The organism is Chiayiivirga flava, from assembly GCF_014202825.1.
In the GTDB taxonomy this organism is placed as follows: domain Bacteria; phylum Pseudomonadota; class Gammaproteobacteria; order Xanthomonadales; family Xanthomonadaceae; genus Chiayiivirga; species Chiayiivirga flava.
In genome coordinates, this window is sequence record NZ_JACHHP010000004.1 from 133,262 (window position 1) to 156,754 (window position 23,493).

Annotated in this window: 19 protein-coding genes, 1 other RNA gene and 2 pseudogenes; 21 read left to right on the forward strand and 1 reads right to left on the reverse strand. The window is 69.7% G+C overall.

The features are described 5' to 3' along the window. Positions 1-12 precede the first annotated feature (12 nt). The 5 genes from HNQ52_RS11525 to rnpB all read left to right on the forward strand — a co-directional run bounded on the left by HNQ52_RS11525 (position 13) and on the right by rnpB (position 3,706). Complete coding sequence (locus HNQ52_RS11525; protein ID WP_183961323.1) at positions 13-1,578, forward strand: serine hydrolase domain-containing protein; 1,566 nt, start codon at positions 13-15, stop codon at positions 1,576-1,578. 4 nt (positions 1,579-1,582) lie between these two features. Beyond that, on the forward strand, positions 1,583-2,287 hold the full coding sequence (locus tag HNQ52_RS11530; RefSeq protein WP_246387798.1) for a M15 family metallopeptidase: 705 nt from the start codon (positions 1,583-1,585) through the stop codon (positions 2,285-2,287). 115 nt (positions 2,288-2,402) lie between these two features. Continuing rightward, positions 2,403-2,960: a hypothetical protein gene (locus HNQ52_RS11535; RefSeq protein WP_221282048.1), complete on the forward strand. Its 558-nt coding sequence runs from the start codon at positions 2,403-2,405 to the stop codon at positions 2,958-2,960. Positions 2,961-3,012: 52 nt separating this feature from the next. Then, on the forward strand, positions 3,013-3,261 hold the full coding sequence (locus HNQ52_RS11540; protein ID WP_183961326.1) for a hypothetical protein: 249 nt from the start codon (positions 3,013-3,015) through the stop codon (positions 3,259-3,261). A 95-nt stretch (positions 3,262-3,356) separates the two neighbouring features. After that, positions 3,357-3,706: RNase P RNA component class A (rnpB, locus tag HNQ52_RS11545), an RNA gene on the forward strand. A 61-nt stretch (positions 3,707-3,767) separates the two neighbouring features. On the opposite strand, the gene HNQ52_RS11550 is transcribed toward rnpB, so the two are convergent. Then, the gene (locus HNQ52_RS11550) at positions 3,768-4,406 is read right to left on the reverse strand and encodes a GNAT family N-acetyltransferase (RefSeq protein ID WP_183961327.1); all 639 of its coding nucleotides are present in this window, start codon (positions 4,404-4,406) and stop codon (positions 3,768-3,770) included. A 51-nt stretch (positions 4,407-4,457) separates the two neighbouring features. Between HNQ52_RS11550 and pyk the strand changes: the two genes are divergently transcribed. The 16 genes and pseudogenes from pyk to ftsZ form a co-directional block, all read left to right on the forward strand. Next, positions 4,458-5,924, forward strand: coding sequence for a pyruvate kinase (gene pyk / locus HNQ52_RS11555; protein WP_183961328.1), 1,467 nt, complete (start codon positions 4,458-4,460; stop codon positions 5,922-5,924). A 26-nt stretch (positions 5,925-5,950) separates the two neighbouring features. Further along, the gene (locus HNQ52_RS11560) at positions 5,951-6,589 is read left to right on the forward strand and encodes a hypothetical protein (protein WP_183961329.1); all 639 of its coding nucleotides are present in this window, start codon (positions 5,951-5,953) and stop codon (positions 6,587-6,589) included. Between the two features lie 677 nt (positions 6,590-7,266). Next, positions 7,267-7,713 (forward strand): division/cell wall cluster transcriptional repressor MraZ, encoded by a 447-nt coding sequence (mraZ, locus tag HNQ52_RS11565; RefSeq protein ID WP_183961330.1) that lies wholly within the window; start codon positions 7,267-7,269, stop codon positions 7,711-7,713. Between the two features lie 5 nt (positions 7,714-7,718). After that, positions 7,719-8,657: a 16S rRNA (cytosine(1402)-N(4))-methyltransferase RsmH gene (gene rsmH, locus HNQ52_RS11570; RefSeq protein ID WP_183961620.1), complete on the forward strand. Its 939-nt coding sequence runs from the start codon at positions 7,719-7,721 to the stop codon at positions 8,655-8,657. A gap of 2 nt (positions 8,658-8,659) precedes the next feature. Then, entirely contained in the window at positions 8,660-8,923 is a 264-nt protein-coding gene (gene ftsL / locus HNQ52_RS11575) for a cell division protein FtsL (protein ID WP_183961621.1), read from the forward strand. Then, a complete protein-coding gene (locus HNQ52_RS11580) occupies positions 8,920-10,728 on the forward strand; it encodes a peptidoglycan D,D-transpeptidase FtsI family protein (RefSeq protein WP_183961331.1) in 1,809 nt (602 codons plus the stop codon). Before ftsL ends, HNQ52_RS11580 begins: the two co-directional genes overlap by 4 nt. Continuing rightward, positions 10,728-12,287, forward strand: coding sequence for a UDP-N-acetylmuramoyl-L-alanyl-D-glutamate--2,6-diaminopimelate ligase (locus tag HNQ52_RS11585; protein WP_183961622.1), 1,560 nt, complete (start codon positions 10,728-10,730; stop codon positions 12,285-12,287). Before HNQ52_RS11580 ends, HNQ52_RS11585 begins: the two co-directional genes overlap by 1 nt. Beyond that, positions 12,284-13,669: a UDP-N-acetylmuramoyl-tripeptide--D-alanyl-D-alanine ligase gene (locus HNQ52_RS11590; protein WP_183961332.1), complete on the forward strand. Its 1,386-nt coding sequence runs from the start codon at positions 12,284-12,286 to the stop codon at positions 13,667-13,669. Before HNQ52_RS11585 ends, HNQ52_RS11590 begins: the two co-directional genes overlap by 4 nt. Beyond that, positions 13,659-14,744: a phospho-N-acetylmuramoyl-pentapeptide-transferase gene (gene mraY, locus HNQ52_RS11595; protein ID WP_183961333.1), complete on the forward strand. Its 1,086-nt coding sequence runs from the start codon at positions 13,659-13,661 to the stop codon at positions 14,742-14,744. Before HNQ52_RS11590 ends, mraY begins: the two co-directional genes overlap by 11 nt. Next, the gene (ftsW, locus tag HNQ52_RS11600; RefSeq protein WP_183961334.1) at positions 14,744-16,075 is read left to right on the forward strand and encodes a putative lipid II flippase FtsW; all 1,332 of its coding nucleotides are present in this window, start codon (positions 14,744-14,746) and stop codon (positions 16,073-16,075) included. Before mraY ends, ftsW begins: the two co-directional genes overlap by 1 nt. Next, positions 16,072-17,151 (forward strand): annotated as a pseudogene (murG, locus tag HNQ52_RS11605) (undecaprenyldiphospho-muramoylpentapeptide beta-N-acetylglucosaminyltransferase); the annotation flags it as partial. The gene ftsW and the pseudogene murG, both read left to right, overlap by 4 nt. After that, the gene (gene murC, locus HNQ52_RS11610; protein ID WP_183961336.1) at positions 17,151-18,578 is read left to right on the forward strand and encodes a UDP-N-acetylmuramate--L-alanine ligase; all 1,428 of its coding nucleotides are present in this window, start codon (positions 17,151-17,153) and stop codon (positions 18,576-18,578) included. The pseudogene murG and the gene murC, both read left to right, overlap by 1 nt. Further along, positions 18,575-19,666, forward strand: coding sequence for a D-alanine--D-alanine ligase (locus HNQ52_RS11615; protein ID WP_183961337.1), 1,092 nt, complete (start codon positions 18,575-18,577; stop codon positions 19,664-19,666). Before murC ends, HNQ52_RS11615 begins: the two co-directional genes overlap by 4 nt. Further along, on the forward strand, positions 19,666-20,559 hold the full coding sequence (locus HNQ52_RS11620) for a cell division protein FtsQ/DivIB (protein WP_183961338.1): 894 nt from the start codon (positions 19,666-19,668) through the stop codon (positions 20,557-20,559). The genes HNQ52_RS11615 and HNQ52_RS11620 overlap by 1 nt, the downstream gene beginning before the upstream one ends. Next, positions 20,556-21,791, forward strand: coding sequence for a cell division protein FtsA (ftsA, locus tag HNQ52_RS11625; RefSeq protein ID WP_183961339.1), 1,236 nt, complete (start codon positions 20,556-20,558; stop codon positions 21,789-21,791). Before HNQ52_RS11620 ends, ftsA begins: the two co-directional genes overlap by 4 nt. A gap of 489 nt (positions 21,792-22,280) precedes the next feature. Further along, a pseudogene (gene ftsZ / locus HNQ52_RS11630) lies at positions 22,281-23,337 on the forward strand (cell division protein FtsZ); the annotation flags it as partial. Positions 23,338-23,493: the final 156 nt, after the last annotated feature.

A 23,493-nucleotide genomic window follows, 5' to 3' on the forward strand; every position in this document is an offset into this window, starting at 1 on the left:
ACGAGGTGCGGGATGGGCTGCCGGACGTTGCTGCTGTGCTGCGCGCTGCTCGGGTGGAGCGGGGTCCGGGCCGATGCCCGCGCCGACCTCGATGCCATGTTCGACGACACGATGGCACGCTACCGCCTGCCCGGGCTCGCCGTCGGCGTGATCACCGACGGCGAGGTCAGCTACGTCCGCACCGCCGGCGAGTTGCGCGCGGGCGAGGGCAAGGCCATCGACCGCGACACGCTGTTCAAGATCGCGTCCAACAGCAAGGCCATGACCACCGCGCTGCTGGCGCGCCTCGTCGATGCCGGCAGGCTGCGCTGGGACGACCCGGTGACCCGGCACCTGCCCGCGTTCCGCATGCACGACCCGTGGGTCACGCGCGAGATCCAGGTGCGCGATCTGCTGATCCACAACAGCGGCCTCGGCGAGGGTGCGGGCGATCTGATGCTGTGGCCGGAGCCGAATGCCTACACGCGCGCCGACATCCTCGCGGGCCTTGCGCACCTGAAACCCACCCACAGCTTCCGCGCGCACTACAGCTACGACAACCTGCTGTACGTGGTGGCTGGCGAAGTGGCCGCGGCCGCGGGCGGTGCGCCGTACGAGACGCTGCTGCAGCGCGAAGTGTTCGAGCCCCTGGGACTGGCGCGCTGCCGCGTCGGCGAATTCGGGCTCGACGCCGTCGGCAATGTCGCGCAACCGCACATGCGCGAGGGCGACGGCAACCGCGTGATCCGCGAGGACGCGGCGGTGGTGCCGGCCAGCACCTCGGCGGCCGCGGGCGGCGTGCGCTGCAGCCTCGGGGCGATGTTGCGCTGGGCCCGCGTCTGGCTCGACCCGGACCACACCCTGCCGTCCGGCGCGCCGTGGCTCTCGCCCGAACAGCGGCGCATGCTGTGGACGGCACACATGCCGATGCCGCTGTCGGCGCGGCAGCGCGCCTGGGACGACGGCCACTTTCTCGCCTACGGCTTCGGCTGGCGCCTCTCGGACGTCGACGGCGAATACCGCGTCTCGCACACCGGCACGCTCGCCGGCATGTATTCGCTGCTGACGCTGCTGCCGGACCGGCGCAGCGGCTTCGTGATCCTGATCAACGGCGACGGCAGCGATGCGCGCACCGTGCTCGGCCAAGCGCTGGTCAAGCATTTCACCGCGCCGGGGCAGCAGCGCGGCGTGGCGTACTACGCCGACGCGCTGGCGGCCGAGCGGGCGGAGGCGAGCGCGGGCGGGAGCGCGCCGCGCGATGCGGCGGCACGCGCGCCGACGGCGCCGGCCGCACTGGGCCCGTGGCTCGGCGTCTACCGCGATCCGTGGTTCGGCGAGGTGCGGCTGTGCGCGGAGGGCGAGCGCGTGGTGTTCCGCGCGCGCAAATCGCCGCGGCTGGTCGGCACCGTGCAGCGCGTCGGCGCGCGCGATCTCGTCGACTGGGACGACCCGAGCGTCGATGCCGAGCCGTGGCTCGCGTTTGCCGCGGCCGACGGCGGTGCGGACGTGCGCCTGACGCTCTCGCACGTCGATCCGCAGGCCGATTTCAGCTACGACTATGCCGACCTCGCGTTCACCCGCGTGCGCGGCTGCGACTGACGCGATGCGTGCGGCGAGCGCCGTTCGCGCACTGGGCGCCGCCGCCGCGCTCCTGCTTGCCGGCTGCGCGCGCGTGCCGCAGACCGGCGAGCCCGGCCCCGCCGGCTTCGTCGACGTGCACGCGCTCGTTCCCGACCTGTCGGTCGACATGCGGTACGCCGGCAGCGACAACTTCGTCGGACGCCCGATCGCCGGTTACGGTGCGGCACGGTGCCTGCTGCTGCGGCCGGCCGCCGCCGCGCTCGCGCGCGTGGAAGCGGACCTGCGCCGCGACGGCTACCGGCTGCGCGTGTACGACTGCTACCGTCCGGAGCGGGCGGTGCGCGACTTCGTCGCGTGGGCGCGCGATGCGGACGACCAGCGCACCCGGTCGGCGTACTACCCCAACCTCGACAAGTCGGCGCTGCTCGGCGACTACATCGCCGAGCGGTCCGGTCACAGCCGGGGCGCCACGCTCGATGTGACGCTGCTGCGCTGCGATGCCGACGGCAGCTGCGTGGCGCTCGACATGGGCACGGACTTCGATTTCTTCGATCCGCGCGCCCACACCGATGCCGCCGGCCTCGACCCTGCCCAGCGCAGCCACCGCGACCGCCTGCGCGCGGCCATGGCGCGCCACGGCTTCGTCAACTATCCGCTCGAATGGTGGCACTACACCCTGCAGCCCGAGCCCGCGCCCGAGCGCGCCCACGACGTGCCGATCCGCTGAACGCCCACGCAAGGCCCTGATTCACAAGAGCCCCGCCTCGCCCGCGCGAGGCATGATCCGCGCTCGACGCCCCCCGCGTAGGTAACAGCATTAACAGCATCGAGGGGGTTGCACCGTGACTTGCGCCGTTCCGCTCACACCGTTCGACCTGCGTCCGCCGCCCGCCCGCACGCGACCGGCCCCCGTCCGGGGCGCGGCGACGCAGGCAGCGCCGGCGCGCGACGCCGCGTCCGTGCGCCGCAGCACCAGCCCCTGCCCGTTTCCGCTGCGCGTGGTCGCGCTCGGCCACGGCGGCGCGGACGCCGACCTGCTGCTCGCGCCGAGTCCGATGATCACCGTGCAGGCCGAGCTTGCGATGACGCCGCAGGCGATCCGCGAACTCGTGATGCTCGGTCCGGACGTGGCGGTGGTCGACCTGCGCGACGTGCCGCTGGCGTGCGTCGCGGCCCAGCTGCGGCGCATCCACGGGGCCTCGCGGCGCACCCGCATCGTGGCGCTGGTGCCGGACGAGGTGGCCTGGGCGCAGCAGGCCCTGCTCGGCGGCGCCACCGCCTGCATCCCGGCCGCCGCCGATCGCGTCGCCGTGCTGCGTGCCGTGCACGACGCCGCACGCAACCGCCTGCACCTGGGCGGCGCCGCGCGCACGGTGCTGCAGCGCGCGACGGCACCCTGATCCGCGGGCCGATCGACGACGGAACGTCAATCAGATCACGCAGGAAGCAGACATGGATCACGCCCGCTGGCTGGAATTGCGCGCAGCGTTCGAGGCTGCCGTCGAGGTGCCCGTGCACCGCCGGGCGGCCTACGCGGCGTCGCTCGAGCTCGCGCCGGACGTGCGCGAGGAACTGATCGGCATGCTGGAGGCCGACGCACGCAACCAGGACGGACGCCGCGGCGCGGACGCGGGCTCGCGCCTGCACCGGCTGCTGCGCGCCATCGCCGAGGCGACCGGCCCCGCGCTGGCCTCGGACTGACCGCGACGCGGACCACGGCCGGACGCCGTCGCCGCCGGACAGCGCCGCCGCGCCGTGCCGCACGCGGCGCGCCATCGGGGTACACTGCGCGCGGCGAAGTCGGCCAGGCAGTCGCGCCATCCTTCGGGATGTCGAGGAAAGTCCGGGCTCCGCAGGGCAGAGTGCCAGGTAACGCCTGGGCGGCGCGAGCCGACGGAAAGTGCAACAGAAAGATACCGCCCAAGACTGCGCAGGCAGGACGGCAAGGGTGAAATGGTGCGGTAAGAGCGCACCGCGAGTCCGGCAACGGACCGGCACGGCAAACCCCACTCGGAGCAAGGCCAAATAGGGATGCGATGCCACGGCCCGTGGCGCATCCGGGTAGGCTGCTTGAGCGCTGCGGCGACGCAGCGCCTAGAGGAATGACTGTCCCAGACAGAACCCGGCTTATCGGCCGGCTTCGCCACTTTTTCGCGCCGGACCGCTGTCGCCGTCGGCGGTGCGGGACGCCTCGTGCGGGCCTGCGCTCACGTGGCGGCGGGTGCGTGGCGCGCGGTGCCCGTTGCGGCGCGCCGTGCCTGCCAGTCCCGCGCCAGCAGACCGAACACCAGCGAATCCTGCAGTTCGGCCTGGTTGCAGAAGTTCTCGCGCAGCGTGCCCTCGCGGCGGAATCCGAGCCGCTCCAGCACGCGCGCCGAGGCGTCGTTGCCGGGCGCCACGTCTGCCGCCACGCGGTTGAGTCCGAGCCAACCGAACGCCCAGTCCAGCGCCGTACCGATCGATTCCTGCGCAAGGCCGCGGCCCCACGCGTCCGCGCGCAACGCATAACCGATCTCGCAGCGGAAATGCCGGGCACGCATCTCGTACAGCGTGACCTGGCCGAGGCAGCGATCGTCCGCCGCGTCCGCCACGATCCACGCACACACCTCGCGTGCGCGGAAGCCCGCACGCATCCGGGCTGCATACGCCACCGACTCCTCGCGCGACGTCATCGCGGGACGGCTCCAGTACCGCATCACGCGCGCGTCGGAAAAGATCGCGAACAGGCCGTCGACGTCGTCGTCGCGCACCGGCCGCAGCCGAACGCGTGCGCCGTCGAGCACGGGGAGGTCGGGCAGGGCCTGCAGGCGCGCGCCGAGGGCATCGGCACGTTCGACAAAATCCATCGGGAGATCTCGTGGCTGTGCTAGCGTTATCGATGGTATCCGGGAGGCACGATGAGCGCACAGAAGCGACGCACCAAGATCCTGGCCACACTGGGGCCGGCCACCGACGCACCGGGCGTGCTGGAGGAATTGCTGCGCGCCGGCGTCAACACCGTGCGCCTGAATTTTTCCCACGGCACGGCGGAGGCACACGCCGCACGCGTGGCGCGCGTGCGCGAGGCCGCCCTCGCCGCGGGGCGCGAGGTTGCCATCCTCGGCGACCTGCAGGGCCCGAAGATCCGCATCGAGAAATTCGCCATCGGCAAGGTGGCGCTGAAGGCGGGCGAGAAATTCGCGCTCGAGTGCCGCGCCGACGCCGCGCCCGGCGATGCCACGCGCGTGGGCGTGAGTTATCTCGGCCTGGTCGACGATGTGCTTGCCGGCGACACGCTGCTGCTCGACGACGGCCTCATGAGCCTGAAGGTCGACCGCATCGACGGCGACACCATCCACACCACCGTGCTCACCGACGGCTTTCTCTCCGACCGCAAGGGCCTGAACCGCCTCGGCGGCGGCCTCTCGCTCGGCGCGCTGACCCAGGCCGACCGCGCCCACATCCGGCTCGCGGCGGAACTGGGCGTCGAATTCCTCGCCGTGTCGTTCTGCCGTTCCGCGGCCGACATGGACGAAGCCCGCGCACTGGCGCGCGACGCCGGCAGCGACGCCCACCTCGTGGCCAAGATCGAACGCGCCGAGGCCATCGAGAACCTCGGCGAGATCATCGAGGCCAGCGACGTGGTGATGGTGGCGCGCGGCGACCTGGGCGTCGAGATCGGCGACGCCGAACTGCCCGGCCTGCAGAAGAAGATCATTCGCGAATCGCTGGCGCGCAACAAACTCGTCATCACCGCCACGCAGATGCTGCAGTCGATGGTGGAATCGCCGATTCCCACACGCGCCGAAGTGCTCGACGTGGCCAACGCGGTGATCGACGGCACGGATGCCGTGATGCTGAGCCAGGAAACCGCGGCCGGCAGCTACCCGGTAAAGGCCGTGGAAGCGATGGCGCGCATCTGCCTCGGCGCCGAACGCCAGTTCGAACCCGACCACGATTTCGAATCCGCGCCGCGCGAACTGCAGCGCACCGACCAGGCCATCGCGATGGCCTCGATGTTCCTCGCCGAACACATCCAGGTGCGCGCGATCATCGCGCTCACCGAGTCGGGCGGCACCGCGCGTTACCTCTCGCGCTTCCGCTCCAGCGTGCCGATCTATGCGCTGTCCAAGCACGTGCCGTCGCGCCGCCGCATGGGCCTGATGCGCGACGTGTTCCCGATCGAGTTCGACTCGAAAGGCGAATCCCCGCGCAAGGCGGCGCGCGCCGCAGTGCGGCACCTGTTCTCGCTCGGCCTGCTGGCCGACGGCGATCGCGTGCTGATCACCAGCGGCGACCACATGGAGAAGCTCGGCGCGACGAACACGCTGCGCCTGCTCGCCGTGGGGCCGGACGGCGTGGCGGAAGGCCTGGGCGAGCTCTGAGCGGCGGCGGGGCATGATGCCGGAGCGTGACGCCGGAGCGTGACGCGTCCGGCATTCCGGCGACGGAACTTCGGCTACGCTGCAGCGATCGTTTTGCACACCACATGCAACGGGAGCAGGACATGAAGATTGTGAAGATCGCGGGAGGGCTGTCGGCATGCGTGTTGTCGGCATGTTTGCTTGCGGGGCCGGCGCTGGCGGAGCAGGTGTCCGAACCGTCGGGCGTTGCCGCGAGCGACGAAAGCCTGCTGCTGGTCGAGCATGGCAGCGACAATCTGTGGGTCGCGGAACGCGTCGGCGGCAAGCCGCCGCGGTATTCGGACAAGCTGTTGCATCGGCGCGTCGAGAGTTGCGCGGCCGTCGGCATGATCATCGAGGCCGACGGCACCACCTCCGGCCATCGCATCCTCGACGTGCGCGTGCGCCCGCAGGCGCGTGCGAACGACGCCGAACTGGTCGCGTTGGTCGAGGAATGGGCGATTGCCAATGCGCGCCAGTACCGGTTCAAGCCCGGTATCGATAACCCCGCCGCCCAGCCGGGTTTCACGGCGATGTGGTTCGGCGCCTCGCGCGGCGGCACGTCGTCGGTGGTCGACGAATGTGCGGTGCGTGATCTGAAGCAGGCGCTCGCTCAGCTCGACACTGCAAGGCCTGCCGGGCGCTGACGTTCCGCGCGCGCGGAACGTCAGCGCGTGCTGCACGCCGGCCTTCGCCCACTGCTGTCTGGTTGAAACGTCGTGCCAACGCAGCGCAGCGCGGCGCGCGCTTCACCACAGCAACGCCGAGTGAGACTCGAATCTCGCATTTCCTCCCCACCGTCGTCCCGGCGAACGCCGGGACCCAGCGGCGTTGCTCGGTACTGCTCTCTTTCGGGTTGAAGCCAAAGAAACGTCACTGGGTCCCGGCGTTCGCCGGGACGACGGTGGGGAGGTTCTGCGATCGAGTCGGTCGAGCGTCGCTTGGCCCGGAACAGCGGCATGAGGGGTGTCCGCGACGCAACAAGACGTTCTTGTCGGACAGCAGTGGGCCTTCGCCGGGATGGCGGAGAGGAGGGTTGCCGCACGCGTACCTCGCGCATTTCCACCACTACGCCGCGTCACGCCGCGCGTCGCGCCTCCTGCCATCCCGTTCAGCAAAATCTCGCCCTTTTTCTCATAAACAGCCGCTAAATCCCTGTCCTGCAACAGCTTTGTCGCAGATCCTGCGACGAGTCGAAAAACCCCAATCACGCCAATCAGTTGCGTGACGTGATTCACGTCGAAATTTCGATTGACAGCCCCTTTGCGAGTGCTAAGGTGGCGCCTCGTGTGAAATCCGGGGAAGAAGTGGGTTTTCGTGGCGTATGTTCCAGGGCGAAACAGCAATCACCATCGACGACAAGGGGCGACTGGCCATTCCGACGGCCTATCGCGATCTCGTCGCGCGCGTGGGCGCCAACCGCCTGGTCGTCACCTACAACCCCTACGAACTCGGATGCCTCTGGCTCTATCCGCCGGCGGAGTGGGAAACGGTGCGCGACGAGGTGAACAAGCTGCCGAAGGCCATCAAGGTGCATCGCAACCTCCAGTTGAAACTGGTCGGCGCGGCCACCTTCGTCGACGTGGACGGCAGCGGTCGCCTGTTGCTGCCCGGCAGCCACCGCAACGCCACCGGCATCGAGAAGAAAGCGGTGCTGCTCGGGATGGGCAGCAAGTTCGAATTGTGGAGCGAGCAGGCGCACCTCGCGCAGATCCGTCAGACCATCGGGGAAGACGAGATCAGCGAGGCGATGCTCGGATTGACGCTGTAGTCCGGATGAGCGCCGGTGGCGACCTCCCCCGCGCTCATGTCCCGGTGCTGTACGCCCAGACCCTCGCGGGGCTGAACGTACGCGGGGACGGGCGCTATCTGGACGGCACGTTCGGTCGCGGCGGGCATGCGCGCGGCGTGCTGGAACGGTTGGGGCCGGCGGGACGGCTGCTGCTGATGGACAAGGATCCCGAGGCGATTGCGGTGGCGCAGCGCGAGTTTGCCGGCGATGCGCGCGTGGCGGTGCGGCAGGGCAGTTTTGCCGGGCTGGCGGATTGGAGCGAGACGGACGCCGGGCTGGACGGCGTGCTGTTCGACCTGGGCGTGTCCTCGCCGCAGATCGACCAGCCGCAGCGTGGTTTCAGCTTCATGCAGGACGGTCCGTTGGACATGCGGATGGACCCGGCGACGGGGATGCCTGTTGCGCAGTGGCTGGCGCAGGCGGACGAGCGGGAGATCGCGGACGTGTTGTGGGCGTACGGCGAGGAAAAGCAGAGCCGCAGGATTGCCCGCGCCATCGTGGCGCGCGCCGCGTCGCCGTCGCCGCTTGCCACCACCGCCGAGCTCGCCGATCTCGTCGCCGCCACCATCGGCCGACGCGATCCGCACAAGCATCCGGCCACGCGCACGTTCCAGGCGCTGCGGATCTTCATCAACCGCGAACTGGACGACTTGAACACAGGCCTGGTCGCCGCGGTCTCCCGCCTGCACATCGGCGGGAGACTCGCGGTCATCAGTTTCCATTCGCTCGAGGATCGGGCGGTGAAGCGTTTCATCGCCGAGCTCGCCAAGGCGCCGCCGGGCAACCGCCGCCTGCCCGAACCCACGGCGTTCGTGCCGACGCTGCGCGCTGTCGGCGACGCGATCACCGCCGACGCCGACGAGCTGGCGCACAACCCGCGCGCCCGCAGCGCGGTCCTGCGCGTGGCGGAGAAGCTGCAGTGAGCGTGCGCCTCGTCGTGTTCTCGGTGCTGATCCTCGCCACCATCGGCAGTGCGATCGGCGTGGTCTACACGCGCCACGAGCACCGCCAGTTCTTCATCCAGTCCAGCCGTCTGGAGCGCGAGCGCGACGAGCTCGACATCGAGTTCGGCCGGCTGCAGCTGGAACAGGCCACGTGGGCCGAGACCAGCCGCATCGAGCAGGTGGCCGCGCAGCAGCTGGGCATGAAGTTTCCCGACAGCGCCGACATCGTGGTGATCAAGCCATGAGGCGGACACGCGGCGTCAACACGCGGGCCAGGCTGCTGGCCGTGGTGGCCGTGCTCGGGCTCGGCGCCACGGTGCTGATCGCGCGCGCGGTCGACATGCAGCTGCTCAACGACGACTTCTACCAGCAGCAGGGCGACGCGCGCTTCCTGCGCGAGATCGAGATCCCGACCTCGCGCGGCATGATCACCGACCGCAACGGCGAGCCGCTGGCGGTGTCCACGCCGGTGGAGTCGATCTGGTGCAGCCCGCTGGAGCTGCTGCAGCACACCGACCGCCTGCCGCAGCTGGCGGAGGCGGTGGACATCGACCTCGACACGCTGACCCAGCGCCTGTCCGAGCGCGCCGACAAGGAATTCATGTTCCTGCGCCGGCACATGAATCCGGACGACGCCGACGCGATCCTCGAACTCGGCATTCCGGGCGTGTTTTCGCAGCGCGAGTTCCGCCGCTACTACCCGCTGGGCGAGGTGGTGGCGCATGTGCTCGGCAAGACCAACATCGACGACCACGGCCAGGAAGGTCTCGAGCTCGCGTTCGAGGACTGGCTGTCGGGCACGCCCGGCGCCAAGCGCGTGATCCGCGACCGGCGCGGGCGCATCGTCGAGAACGTCGACCTGATCCGCGCGCCGGAACCGGGGCAGGCGCTCGCGCTGAGCATCGATCGCCGCATCCAGTACCTGGCCTACCGCGAGCTCAAGACCGCGCTGACCGAAAACCAGGCGGCGAGCGGTTCGATCGTGGTGCTGGACGTGTCCAACGGCGAAATCCTCGCGATGGTCAACCAGCCCTCGTACAACCCCAACCTGCGCGAACCCGGCGACGCCGGCAGCCACCGCAACCGCGCGCTCACCGACGTGTTCGAGCCCGGCTCGGTGATGAAATCGTTCACCATCGCCGCCGCGATCGAGGCCGGCAAGTTCACGCCGGACACACCGGTGCCGACCGCACCCGGCTACATCTCCATCGCCGGCTATCCGATCCGCGACTTCAAGAATTACGGCACGCTCACCGTGTCCGGCGTGCTGTCCAAGAGCTCCAACGTCGGCGCCACGAAGATCGCGTCGACCCTGAGCAACGAGCACCAGTACGACATGTACCGCCGCTTCGGCCTGGGCCAGGCGAGCGGCAGCGGCTTTCCCGGCGAATCGGCCGGCGTGTTGCCCGGCCCGAACACCTGGGGCCCGACCGAGAAGGCGACGATCTCATACGGTTATGGCCTCAACACCACGCTGCTGCAGCTGGCGCGCGCGTACGCGGCGATCGGCAACGGCGGGCGCCTGATCGAGCCGACCTTCGTGAAGGACGCCAACAATCCGTCCGAGCAGATCATCGATCCGGAACTCGCGCAGCAGATGCTGACCATGCTCGAAGGCGTGACCGCGCCGGGCGGCACCGCCACGCGCGCCAACGTGCTCGGTTACCGCGTGGGCGGCAAGACCGGCACCTCGCGCAAGGCCGCCGGCGGCGGCTATGCCGACAAGAAATACACCGCCGTGTTCGTGGGGCTGGTGCCGGCCTCGCAACCGAAGTTCGTCACCGCGGTGGTGATCCACGAACCGAATTCGTTCGACGCCGCCGGCGCCCTGGTGTACGGCGGCGGCGCGGTGGCCGCGCCCGTGTTCCATCGCGTGATGGACGGCGCGCTGCGGCTCATGGACGTGCAGCCGGACAACGTGCAGCAGTGGTATGCGGCGGCGCCGGCGCCAACCGATCCAACCGCCGAACAGGTGCCCGATTCGGACCCCATGCCCGAGGCGATCGGCGTGCCCACTGCCGCCGCCTCGGCACCCGGAGCGACGCCGTGATGCGCCTGGACATGCTGCTCGGCGACAGCCACGCACCGCCGATCGAGATCGACGCGCTCACGCTCGACAGCCGCGCGGTGACGCCGGGTGCCGCGTTCGTCGCGCTCGGCGGCGGCAGCACGCACGGCCTGCGCCACGCACCGCAGGCGCTGGCCGCCGGCGCCGCGTGCGTGCTGTTCGAGCCGCCGGCTCCGGACGACATCGTGCTGCCCGATGCCGCCATTCCCGTGCCCGGCCTGCGCGCCACACTCGGCGCGATGGCCGATCGATTCTTCGGGGCACCGTCGCACGCGCTGACCGTCATCGGCGTCACCGGCACCAACGGCAAGACGTCCACCGTGCAGTTGCTGGCGCAGGCGTTCAGCAATGCGGGCGCCGTCGCCGGCAGCATCGGCACGCTCGGCGCCGGCCTGCACGGTGCCATCGCCGCGGGCGAGCGCACCACGCCGGACGTGATCGGCGTGCACGGCCTGCTCGCACGCATGCGCGACGCGCGGGCCAGCCATGTGGCGATGGAAGTCTCGTCGCATGCGCTGGACCAGGGCCGTGTCGACGCGGTGGCGTTCGACGTGGCCGTGTTCACCAACCTCACGCGCGACCACCTCGACTACCACGGCACGATGGCGGCCTACGGCGCGGCCAAGGCGCTGCTGTTCGACTGGCCCACGCTCGACGCGGCAGTGATCAACATCGACGATGCCTTCGGCCCGACACTCGCCACGCGCCGCGGCGCCGCGCCGCGGCAGATCACGCTGAGCTCGCGTGGTGCGCAGGCGACGCTGCGTGCCGACGCCATCGTGCCGAATGCGGCCGGCCTGCACTTCGACCTGATCCACGAGGGTCGCAGCCTGCCGGTGCGCAGCCGCCTGCTCGGCCGCTTCAACGTCGACAACCTGCTGGCGGTCGCCGGCACGCTGCTCGCGCTCGACTGGGCGTTCGCGGACATCGTCGACGCACTCGCCGCGCTCGAACCCGTGCCCGGCCGCATGAGCCGACTCGGCGGCGACGCCGCGACACCGCTGGTGGTGATCGACTACGCCCACACCCCCGACGCACTCGAACAGGCGCTCGCGACGCTGCGCTCGCACACCGCCGGCCGGCTGTTCTGCGTGTTCGGCTGCGGCGGCGAACGCGATCGCGGCAAGCGTCCGCAGATGGCGCGCATCGCAGACGCCGCCGCCGATGTCGTCATCGTCACCGACGACAATCCGCGACGCGAACCGGGCGACGCGATCGTCGCCGAGATCGTCGCGGGCTTCGCCACGGCAGCAGTCCCCCTCGACGCCAACACCTCGAACCCTTCGGCGGCACGCATCGAAGGAACGCTTCTCCCGCAACGCGGGGGAAGCTGCCGGCAGGCTGAAGGGGGGGCTCTTGCTCGGATCTTCATCCAGCGCGACCGCGCCAAGGCCATCATCGCCGCCATCGCCGCCGCATTGCCCGGCGACACGGTGCTGATCGCCGGCAAAGGCCACGAGCCCTGCCAGGAAGTCGACGGCATCAAGCATCCCTTCGACGACCTCGCGCACGCCCGCGCCGCGCTGGAGACGCGCGCATGAGGCCGTTCCTGCTATCGGATGCCGCCGGCTGGTGCGAAGGCCGCCTGCTCGGCGCCGACGCCACGGTGGGCGGCGTCGGGATCGACTCGCGCACGGTCGAGGCCGGCGGGCTTTTCGTCGCGCTGCGCGGCGAGCAGGTCGACGGCCATGCATTCGTCGCCGCGGCCGCCGAACGCGGTGCGGCGGGGGCGCTGGTCGCGCGGCCGGTGGACGCGGATCTGCCGCAGATCGTCTGCGGCGACACGCAGACCGCGCTCGGCGACATCGCCGCCGCGCTTGCCGAAACGCGCAGCACCACCGTCATCGGCATCACCGGCAGCAACGGCAAGACGTCGACGAAGACGCTCACGCACGCGATCCTGTCGCAGGTCGGCAGCACCTACGCCAATCCCGGCAACTTCAACAACGAGCTGGGCCTGCCGCTGGCGCTGATCGACCAGCCCGAAGACGCGCGCTTCGGCATCTGCGAGATGGGCGCGGGCCAGCCCGGCGACATCGCCTATCTTGCCGCCATCGCGCGGCCGCGCATCGCGCTGGTCAACAACGTCGCCGCGGCGCATCTGGAGCGCATGGGTTCGCTGCTGGGCGTGGCGCAGACAAAGGGAGCGATCTACGACGCCCTGCCGCCGGACGGCGTGGCGGTGATCAATGCCGACGACGCCTTCGGCCCGTATTTCGCGCAGCGCGCCGCGCCGCGCCGGGTAGTGCGCTTCGGCATCGACGCCACCGCCGAGGTGTTCGCCACCGCCATCGAAGCCTCGGACGAGGGCACGCGGTTCACGCTGCACACGCCGATCGGCGAGATTGCCGTCGCGCTGCCGCTGGGTGGGCGTCACCAGCTGATGAACGCGCTCGCCGCGGCGTCGATCGCGCTTGCGGCCGACGCGCCGCTGCAGGCCATCGCGGCCGGGCTCGCCGCCGCGCCGCGCGTGCCCGGACGCCAGCAGCCGCACCGGCTCGAGAGCGGCGCGCTGCTGCTCGACGACAGCTACAACGCCAACCCCGGCTCCGTGGCCGCGGCCATCGCGAGCCTTGCGGCCGCAGCACGGCGCGAATCCGGCGCCGAAGCCTGGCTCGTGCTCGGCGACATGCGCGAGCTCGGCGAAGGCGCGCGGCACCTGCATGCGGAGGTCGGCGACGCGGCGCGCGATGCGGGCATCCGCCGCCTGTTCACCGTCGGCGAACTCAGCGCCGCGGCAACCCGGGCCTTCGGTCCCGGCGCGCGGCATTTTGACGATCAGGCCGGTCTCGCCGACGCCTTGCGCGACGCGCTGCACGGCAACGTGATCTGCCTGGTGAAGGGCTCGCGCGGCAGCCGCATGGATCGCATCGTCGCCATGTTGCTGGGCGCGGAGAGCAGCGGGGTGCATCATGCTGCTTGAACTCGCACGCTGGCTCGAACAGTTCGCCGGCGTGTTCGCCGTGTTCAACTACATCACGCTGCGTTCGATTCTGGCTGCGCTGACCGCGCTGGCGGTGTCGCTGCTGTTCGGACCGTACGCGATCCGCAAACTCGCGAGTGTCAAGCACGGCGGCCAGCCGATCCGCACCGACGGCCCGCAGTCGCATTTCTCCAAGGCAGGCACGCCGACGATGGGCGGCGCGCTGATCCTGTTCGCGGTGCTGATCGCAACGCTGCTGTGGGCCAATCTGGCAAACCGCTACATCTGGATCGTGCTTGCGGTCACCGTCGCGTTCGGTGCCATCGGCTGGCTCGACGACTGGATCAAGATCGTGCGGCGCGATCCGAACGGCCTGAAGTCGCGCTGGAAGTATCTGCTGCAGTCGATCTTCGGGCTCGCCGCGGCGCTGGTGCTGTACTACACGGCCGATGCGCCGTCCAACACCACGTTCTACCTGCCGCTGCTGAAGGATTTCGCGCTGCCGCTCGGGATCGGGTTCGTTGCCGTGGCCTACCTGGGCATCGTCGGATTCTCCAACGCGGTCAATCTCACCGACGGCCTCGACGGACTCGCGATCATGCCGGCGGCGCTCGTGGCGTGCGCGCTGGGCGTGTTCGCCTACGTCGCGGGCAATGCGGTCTTCGCCAGCTACCTGCAGATGCCGCAGGTGCCGGGCGCGGGCGAGCTGACGATCATCTGTGCCGCCATCGCCGGCGCCGGGCTCGGCTTCCTGTGGTTCAACACCTATCCTGCGATGGTGTTCATGGGCGACATCGGCGCGCTCGCGCTCGGTGCCGCGCTCGGCACCATTGCGCTGATCGTGCGGCAGGAAGTGTTGCTGGCGCTGATGGGCGGCGTGTTCGTGATCGAGATGTTCTCGGTCATCGCGCAGGTCGCGAGCTTCAAGCTCACCGGCAAACGCATTTTCCGCATGGCACCGATCCACCATCACTTCGAGCTCAAGGGCTGGCCGGAACCGCGCGTGATCGTGCGCTTCTGGATCATCACCGTGGTGCTCGTGCTCGTGGGTCTTGCGACCCTGAAGGTGCGGTGATGGACGCTCCGGTGTTCAACGGCCTGTTCAACGCCGAGCGCGTGCGCCAGGCGTTCCGGCTCGGCGAAATCGAGGGCCGCTACGACCGCGTGCTGTTCGGCACGGCGGTGGCGCTCGCAAGCCTCGGGCTGATCATGGTCGCGTCCAGTTCGATCGCGATCGCCGAGGGCCTGGAGGTCGGTCCGTTCTATTTCCTGCTGCGTCACGTGGTGTTCCTGTGCGGCGGCGTGGCCATCGCATTCGCGATCGCGCGGCTGGAGCTCAAGCACGTGGAGCGCAGCAGCCAGCTGCTGCTGTTGCTGTGCTTCCTGCTGCTGGTGGCGGTGTTCGTTCCGGTGCTCGGCGTGACGGTGAACGGCGCGCGCCGCTGGATCAACCTCGGCGTGTCGAATTTCCAGACGGTCGAGGTGGTGAAGCTGCTGCTGATCGTGTGGCTCGCGAGTTACCTCGTGCGTTACCGCGAGCAGGTGCAGACGCGCTGGTGGGGCATCATCAAGCCGCTCGGCATCGCAGGCGGGCTCGTGGTGCTGCTGCTTGCACAGCCGGATTTCGGTTCCGCGCTGCTGATCTGCGCGATCACCGGCGGCATGATCTGGCTCGGCGGCGTGCGCGTGCGCAACCTCGTGGCACCGATGCTGGTGGCCGCACCGATGATGGCGGTGGCGGCGATGTCGGAGTCGTACCGCGTCAAGCGGCTGACCTCGTTCCTCGACCCGTGGGCCGATCCGTTCAACGACGGCTTCCAGCTCACTCAGGCACTGATCGCGATCGGCCGCGGCGAGTGGCTCGGCGTCGGCCTCGGCGGCAGCGTGCAGAAACTGTTCTACCTGCCCGAGGCGCACACCGATTTCATCTTCGCGGTGATCGCCGAGGAGCTGGGCTTCGCCGGCATCCTGCTGGTGATCGGACTGTTCGCGCTGCTCGTGGGGCGCGCCTGCTGGCTGGGCTTGCGCGCGGTCGAGCTGGGCCGCCATTTCGCGGGCTACTGTGCCTTCGGGGTGGCGCTGTGGATCGGGCTGCAGGCGCTGGTCTCGATCGGCGTGAACCTCGGCGTGCTGCCGACCAAGGGCCTGACCCTGCCGCTGATCTCGTCCGGCGGATCGAGTGTGCTGATGACGTGCGCGGCCATCGGGCTGCTGCTGCGCGTGAGTTTCGAGATCGATCGCACCGAGCGCCAGGTGGCACGCCTGCGCCACGGCGTGAACGCGGCCACGCTCGACGCCGACGAACTCGATCCGGCACCGCCCGTGCCGAATTTCGCCGGCATGCCGACGCCGGTGATGGGTCCGGTGCGCGGCCGCGTCGAACCCACGTTGGGAGCGATGCGATGAGCGCCGCGCCCGTGGCCATCCTCGCCGGCGGCACCGGCGGACACATCTTTCCGGGCCTGGCCGTGGCGCGGACGCTGCGCGATCGCGGCGTGCCGGTGATCTGGCTCGGTGCGCGCGGCCGCATGGAAACGCGGCTGGTGCCGGCGCAGGGTTTCGCACTGGAAACCATCGAGATCTCCGCACTGCGCGGACAAGGGTCGCTGTCCACGCTCACCGCGCCGCTGCGCGTGCTGCGCGCGGTGTGGCAGGCGCGCTCGGTGCTGCGCCGGCATCGTCCACGCGCGGTGATCAGTTTCGGCGGGTTTGCCGCAGGCCCCGGCGGCCTTGCCGCGCGGCTTTCGGGCCTGCCGCTGCTGGTGCACGAGCAGAACCGCGTGCCCGGCCTCACCAACCGCGTGCTCGCGCGGCTCGCGCGGCGCGTGCTGCAGGGGTTTCCCGGCAGCTTCGCCGCCGTGCTGCAGCCCGTGACGGTGGGCAATCCGGTGCGCCGCGAGATCGCCGCGCTGCCGTCGCCGGACGAACGCCTGGCCGGGCGCAGCGGTCCGGTCCGCGTGCTCGTGCTCGGCGGCAGCCAAGGCGCGCGCGCACTGAACGATGGCGTGCCGCAGGCGCTCGCGATGCTTGGCGCCGAGGCGCGGCTGGAGGTGCTGCATCAGTGCGGGGAGCAGTTCGCCGAGCGCACCGCGCAGGCGTATGCGCAGGCCGGAATCGCGGCGACGATCGAGCCCTTCATCGCCGACATGGCGCACGCGTATGCCTGGGCCGATCTCGTGATCTGCCGCGCCGGCGCGCTGACGCTTGCCGAAGTGTGCGCCACCGGCGTCGGCAGCGTGCTGGTGCCGTTCCCGCATGCCGCCGACGATCACCAGACGCGCAATGCCGAATTTCTCGTGACCCACGCCGCGGCCGCGCTGGTGCCCGAGAGCGACGCGTTCGCCGAGCGTCTTGCCGACAGCCTGCGCGTGCCGCTCGCCGATCCCGCCCTGCGCCTGCAGTGGGCCAACGCATCGCGCGCGCTGGCCCGCCCCGAGGCGGCCGAACGCGTCGCCGACGAAATCCTTGCCGAGGCCAGTGCATGAAACGTCTCCGTGCCGGCAGCGATTTCGCCAGCGCCTTCCGCCGCGTGCACTTCATCGGCATCGGTGGCGTCGGCATGAGCGGCATCGCGGAAGTGCTGTGCACGCTCGGCTACAGCGTGTCGGGCTCGGACAAGGGCGAGTCTGCGGCCACGCGACGGCTGGCGGCGATGGGAGCGACGGTGGCGCTCGGACACGACGCGGTCAACGTCGAGGGCGTGGATGTGGTCGTCGTCTCCAGCGCGATCCGGCGCGACAACCCGGAGCTGAAGGCCGCGCGCGCGCAGCGCATTCCGATCGTCCCGCGCGCGGAAATGCTGGCCGAACTCATGCGCTTCCGCCGCGGCATCGCCGTGGCCGGCACGCACGGCAAGACAACGACGACGAGCCTCGTCGCCAGCGTGCTGAGCGAAGGCGGCATGGACCCGACCTTCGTGATCGGCGGCCAGCTGCTGTCGGCAGGCGCCAACGCGCGCCTGGGCGGCGGCGAATGGCTCGTGGCGGAAGCCGACGAGAGCGACGGATCGTTCCTGCGCCTCACCCCGCTCATCGCCGTCGTCACCAACATCGATGCCGATCACCTCGAAAACTACAACAACGACTTCGCCAACGTGCGGGCCGCGTTTTCCGAATTCCTGCACCGCCTGCCGTTCTACGGCCTCGCCATCCTGTGCATCGACGACGACGAAGTGCGCGCACTCGCCGCCGAGATGCCGCGCCACGTCATCACCTACGGCCACGCGCCGGATGCGGAAGTGCGCGCGGAAAACGTCACGCAGCAGGGCAACTTCAGCCGCTTCACGCTGTGCCTGCCCGGCGCCGCGCCGCAGCCGGTGACGCTGAACCTGCCCGGACGCCACAACGTGCAGAACGCGCTCGCCGCGGCCGCGATCGGCTGGCAGCTCGGTGTCGAAGCCGGCGCCATCGCGCGTGCGCTGGAGAACTTCCAGGGCATCGGCCGGCGCTTCAACCTGCTCGGCGAACTGAGCCTGGAACACGGCAGCGCCACGCTGGTCGACGACTACGGCCACCATCCGCGCGAACTGGCCGCCGTCTTCGCCGCGGCCCGCGCCGGCTGGCCGGACAAGCGTCTGGTGGTCGCGTTCCAGCCGCACCGCTACAGCCGCACGCGCGACCTGCTCGACGACTTCGCTGCCGTGCTGGCGGAGGTCGATGCGCTGGTGCTGACCGAGGTCTATCCGGCCGGCGAAACGCCGATTCCCGGCGCCGACGGCAAGGCGCTGGCACGCACCATCCGCGCGCGCGGCAAGGTCGATCCCGTGCTCGTGCCGCATCCGCGCGAACTCGCCGACGTGCTGCCCGGCGTGCTGCAGGACGGCGATCTGCTGATCCTCGCCGGCGCCGGCGACATCGGCCACGCGGCGCAGGAACTCGCCGCGCACGGACTGCATGGAGGCAAGGCATGAACGACAGCATCACCATCCCGCCGCAGCGCATCGCCAACAGCGCCGACTTCGGTCGCGTCGCCGTGCTGCTCGGCGGCACCTCGTCCGAACGCGAGGTCTCGCTGGACTCCGGCGGCAACGTCGTCGATGCGCTGCGCGCGCGCGGTGTCGATGCCTTTCCGGTTGACGGCATTCCGGCGCTGATCGAAGCCCTCCGCAACCAGCTGGTCGACCGCGTCTTCAACATCCTGCACGGCAACAAGGGCGGCGGCGAAGACGGCGTGGTGCAGGGCCTGCTCGAAGCGTTCGGCGTGCCGTGCACCGGCTCTGGCGTGCTCGGCACCGCGCTCGCGATGGACAAGATCCGCAGCAAGCAGGTGTGGCTGGCGCTTGATCTTCCGACGCCGCGCTACAGGCGCCTGTCGAAAGGCGACGATGTGCATGTCGCCGCACGCGAACTCGGCCTGCCGGTGATCGTGAAGCCGGCGTGCGAAGGCTCGAGCGTCGGCGTCAGCCGCGTGTTCGACGACAAGGACCTCGATGCCGCCGTCGAACTCGCCGCGAAGTACCCCGGCGAACTGCTGATGGAACAACTGATCCATGGTGATGTGGAGCAGGGCACGGACAACGGCGCCGGCGAATACACCGTAGGCATCCTCGATGGCGTCGCGCTGCCGAGCATCCGCATCGTGCCGGCCACCGAATACTACGACTACCACGCCAAGTACGTTGCCGACGACACGCAATACGTTTGCCCCGGCCTCGAGGGCGCAGCCGAAGCTCGGATGCGCAGGCTCGCCCTCGCGGCTTTTCATGCGGTCGGCTGCAGCGGCTGGGGCCGCGTCGACCTGATGCGCGACGGCGAAGGTCGCGATTTCCTGCTCGAGGTGAACACCGCGCCCGGCATGACCAGCCACTCGCTCGTGCCAAAGGCCGCGCGCGCGGTCGGCATCGATTTCGAGGAACTGTGCTGGCGCGTGCTGGAAACGTCGCTGCCCGCCGTTTCTCGGGATTCGGGATTCGCGATTCGAGATTCGAAAGAGCATGTCGCCCGCTCTTCCACGAATCACCAATCACCAATCACCAGTCCCGCCCCGGAGGGCCGCTGATGCACGGCCTCGCCCGCCTGCTTGCCTGGGTCATCGCGCTCTCGCTGGTGACGCTGCCGGTGGTCGCCGTGCTCAACGGCTGGATCGCCTCGGACCACTGGCCGTTGCAGACCCTGCGCGTCACCGCGCAGTACGAACGCGTGAGTGCGGAGCAGATCCGCGCCGCGGCGTCGGCGCAGCTGGGAAAGGGTTTCTTCGCGGTCGATCTCGCCGAAGTCCGCTCCGCGGTTGCGTCGCTGCCGTGGGTGGAGCGCGTGGAGGTGCGCAAGCGCTGGCCCGACGTGCTCGACATCACGGTCGCCGAACACCGCGCGTTCGCGCGCTGGGACGGCGATCGCCTGCTGTCGGATCACGGCCAGCTGTTCCGCGCCCCCGGTGGCGACGATCTGCAAGGCCTGCCGGAGCTGTTCGGACCGGACGAGCGCATCGCCGAGGTGGTGGCGTTCCACGCCAACGCCCTGCGCATCCTCGCCGGGACCGGCCTGCAGGTGCGCGGTGCGCGTCTGTCCGCGCGCGGCAGCTGGAGCCTGGTGCTGGGCAACGGTGCACGCGTGATGGTGGGCCGCAGCGCACAGCCGCAGGAGCGGCTCGCGCGGCTGGTGCGGGTGTTGCCGCAGCTGCTCACCGAACGCCGCCCGTTCGAGCGCATCGATCTGCGCTACACCAACGGCTTCGCGGTGCATTGGGCGGCGGAGCCGGGAGTCGGGAATGGAGAGTCGGGAATCGATGAAGAGCGGGTGGCAACGCCCGACCTGACCTTCGTTACCCCGCCCCTTCGCGGACCCGCACATGCGCCGTTCCTGATCCCGACGACTCCAGAGTCCCGATTCCCGATTCCCGGCTCCACCCCGCGTCCCGACTCCCGATTCCCCATTCCCGGCGTTAACGCATGAACCGCAAGGGCGACAAATCGCTGATCGTCGGCCTCGACATCGGCACCTCGAAAGTGGTGGCGCTGGTCGGCGAGTTTTCGCCGGGCAATCCGATCGAGGTGATCGGCATCGGCTCGCACGCCTCGCACGGGCTCAAGCGCGGCGTGGTGGTGGACATCGAATCGACGGTCAATTCGATCCAGCGCGCGATCGAGGAAGCCGAACTCATGGCGGGCTGCGAGATCCGCAGCGTGTATGCGTCGATCTCCGGCAGCCACACGCAGTGCAAGAACTCGCCGGGCATCGTGCCGATCAAGGACGGCGAGGTCACCTACGCCGACATGGATCGCGTGCTGGAAGCGGCGAAGGCCGTGGCGATTCCGAGCGACCAGCGCATCCTGCATGCGATTCCGCAGGAGTACATCGTCGACAACTCGCAGGAAGGCATCCGTCATCCGGTGGGGATGTCGGGCGTGCGGCTCGAAGTGCGCGCCCATCTGGTGGTCGGCGCGCTGAGCGCGGCGCAGAACATCGGCAAGTGCGTGAACCGTTGCGGGCTGCAGGTCGACGATTTGATCCTCGGCTCGCTCGCATCGAGCCAGGCCGTGCTGACCACGGACGAGAAGGAACTCGGAGTGGCGCTGGTCGACATCGGCGCCGGAACCACCGACATCGCCGTGTTCGCGCAAGGCGCGATCCGGCACAGCGCGAGCCTGCCGATCGCGGGCGACCAGGTGACGAACGACATCGCGCACCTGCTGCGCACGCCGACGCCGCACGCCGAGGAAATCAAGGTGCGCTACGCCTGCGCGCTCGCGCAGCTCGCCACCGCGGAAGAATCGATCCAGGTGCCGAGCGTGGGCGATCGCCCGCCGCGGCGTCTCGCGCGGCAGGCGCTGGCGGAGGCGGTGCAGAACCGTTACGAGGAAATCTTCGAGATGGTGCAGGCGGAGCTGCGCCGCTCCGGCTTCGAGGAATTGGTGCGCGCCGGCCTCGTGCTGACGGGCGGCGCCGCGAAGATGGAAGGCGTCACCGAGCTTGCCGAGGAAATGCTGCACATGCCCGTGCGCATCGGCATTCCGCAGTACGTGACGGGCCTGGGCGAAGTGGTGGGCAATCCGGTGCATGCCACCGGCGTGGGCCTGCTGTTGTGGGGCAGCCAGATCGAGAACCCGCGCCGTCCGGCAAGTGCGCCGGGCAGGGCGGGGACGTTCTGGTCGAAGGTCAAGAACTGGTATCGGGGGGAGTTCTGACGAGCGACGTGGCGCGACAGGTCTGCGCGATACGTGCGGCGTGACGAGCGGGTGTGTGACGCAGGAACGCGGTTCTCGCGACACCACCCACCCGTCATTCCCGCGAATGCGGAAATCCAGTGCCCCTTCTCGGTTCTGACTTTGACTTGATCGGTTGGCGACGCAGCGGAGAGCAACACCAAGAAGGGGCGCTGGATTCCCGCATTCGCGGGAATGACGGAAGAGGGGTAGAGGCAAGCGGCGAGTTGGTCGCGAAAGCGCGAGACGAAAGCGCGAGACGAAAGCAGAAGACGGAAGCAGAAGACGGAAGCGGGCAGGGCAGACATCGGCAACACACAGCAACACGGCAAGCGCACCAAACATCACGCGCTGCCGGCAGCAACAGGGAATAGACGAGCGCAGCGACGAGGCTGACGCCCGTGTGGTTCCTGGAACTGACCGGCATCGCATCCAAACACAGGGCTAGTTGTTTTACGGAGGAAACAGGCAATGTTCGAATTGGTCGATCGAGTGGCACCCAACGCGGTAATCAAGGTGATCGGTGTGGGCGGCGGCGGCGGCAACGCCGTGGCGCACATGGTCAATTCCAATGTCGACGGTGTGGAGTTCATCTGCGCCAACACCGATTCGCAGGCGATCCGCAACGTCGGCGCGAAACAGATCCTCCAGCTCGGTGGCAACGTCACCAAGGGGCTGGGCGCCGGCGCGAATCCGGAAGTCGGTCGCCAGGCCGCGCTGGAAGACCGCGAGCGCATCGTCGAAGCGCTGGAAGGCGCCGACATGGTGTTCATCACCGCCGGCATGGGCGGCGGCACCGGCACGGGCGCGGCCCCGGTCGTGGCCCAGCTCGCGAAGGAAATGGGCATCCTCACCGTGGCCGTGGTCACCAAGCCGTTCCCGTTCGAAGGCCGCCGCCGCATGCAGGTGGCGCTCAAGGGCATCGAGGAACTGAGCCACCACTGCGACTCGCTGATCACCATCCCGAACGAGAAGCTCATCACCGTGCTCGGCCGCGAGGCAACGATGGTGCAGGCGTTCCGCGCTGCCAACGACGTGCTGCAGGGCGCGGTGCAGGGCATCGCGGACCTGATCGTCCGACCGGGCCTGATCAACGTCGACTTCGCCGACGTGCGCACCGTGATGTCCGAGATGGGCATGGCGATGATGGGCAGCGGCACGGCGCGCGGCGACGAACGCGCGATGGAAGCGGCCGAGAAGGCGATCAGCAACCCGCTGCTCGACGATGTGAACCTGGCCGGCGCCAACGGCATCCTCGTCAACATCACCGCCGGCCCGGACTTCACGATGCGGGAATTCGACGAAGTCGGCCGCGCCATCGACGAATTCGCGTCCGAAGACGCCACGGTGGTCATCGGCACCGTGCTCGACCACGAGATGCAGGACGAAGTCCGCGTCACCGTGGTGGCGACCGGCCTCAACCGCGTCGCCGTGCGCCAGCCGGTCAAGACGCCGGAGCGGGGCGAGCGCGAGATGCACCAGCGCCCGCAGGTGAAACTCGTGCGAAATGCCACCACCGGCGCCATCGACTACGGCGCGATGGCCGAGCCGATGCCCGGAACCACCTCGCACGTGGCCACGGCACCGTCCCGGAACCGCCACGAGGCGCCGTCGAACGACGTTGCGATCGATTACCTGGACATTCCGGCCTTCCTCCGGCGCCAGGCGGACTGATCGTGCAAAA

Coding starts and splice junctions, on each gene's coding strand:
- HNQ52_RS11590 (WP_183961332.1), top strand. CDS start 12,284: ATGAGGCCGTTCCTGCTATCGGATGCCGCCGGCTGGTGCGAAGGCCGC.
- pyk (WP_183961328.1), top strand. CDS start 4,458: ATGAGCGCACAGAAGCGACGCACCAAGATCCTGGCCACACTGGGGCCG.
- HNQ52_RS11525 (WP_183961323.1), top strand. CDS start 13: ATGGGCTGCCGGACGTTGCTGCTGTGCTGCGCGCTGCTCGGGTGGAGC.
- HNQ52_RS11615 (WP_183961337.1), top strand. CDS start 18,575: ATGAACGACAGCATCACCATCCCGCCGCAGCGCATCGCCAACAGCGCC.
- HNQ52_RS11585 (WP_183961622.1), top strand. CDS start 10,728: ATGCGCCTGGACATGCTGCTCGGCGACAGCCACGCACCGCCGATCGAG.
- rsmH (WP_183961620.1), top strand. CDS start 7,719: ATGAGCGCCGGTGGCGACCTCCCCCGCGCTCATGTCCCGGTGCTGTAC.
- HNQ52_RS11530 (WP_246387798.1), top strand. CDS start 1,583: ATGCGTGCGGCGAGCGCCGTTCGCGCACTGGGCGCCGCCGCCGCGCTC.
- ftsW (WP_183961334.1), top strand. CDS start 14,744: ATGGACGCTCCGGTGTTCAACGGCCTGTTCAACGCCGAGCGCGTGCGC.
- HNQ52_RS11540 (WP_183961326.1), top strand. CDS start 3,013: ATGGATCACGCCCGCTGGCTGGAATTGCGCGCAGCGTTCGAGGCTGCC.
- mraY (WP_183961333.1), top strand. CDS start 13,659: ATGCTGCTTGAACTCGCACGCTGGCTCGAACAGTTCGCCGGCGTGTTC.
- murC (WP_183961336.1), top strand. CDS start 17,151: ATGAAACGTCTCCGTGCCGGCAGCGATTTCGCCAGCGCCTTCCGCCGC.
- HNQ52_RS11580 (WP_183961331.1), top strand. CDS start 8,920: ATGAGGCGGACACGCGGCGTCAACACGCGGGCCAGGCTGCTGGCCGTG.
- HNQ52_RS11550 (WP_183961327.1), bottom strand. CDS start 4,406: ATGGATTTTGTCGAACGTGCCGATGCCCTCGGCGCGCGCCTGCAGGCC.
- mraZ (WP_183961330.1), top strand. CDS start 7,267: ATGTTCCAGGGCGAAACAGCAATCACCATCGACGACAAGGGGCGACTG.
- HNQ52_RS11620 (WP_183961338.1), top strand. CDS start 19,666: ATGCACGGCCTCGCCCGCCTGCTTGCCTGGGTCATCGCGCTCTCGCTG.
- ftsA (WP_183961339.1), top strand. CDS start 20,556: ATGAACCGCAAGGGCGACAAATCGCTGATCGTCGGCCTCGACATCGGC.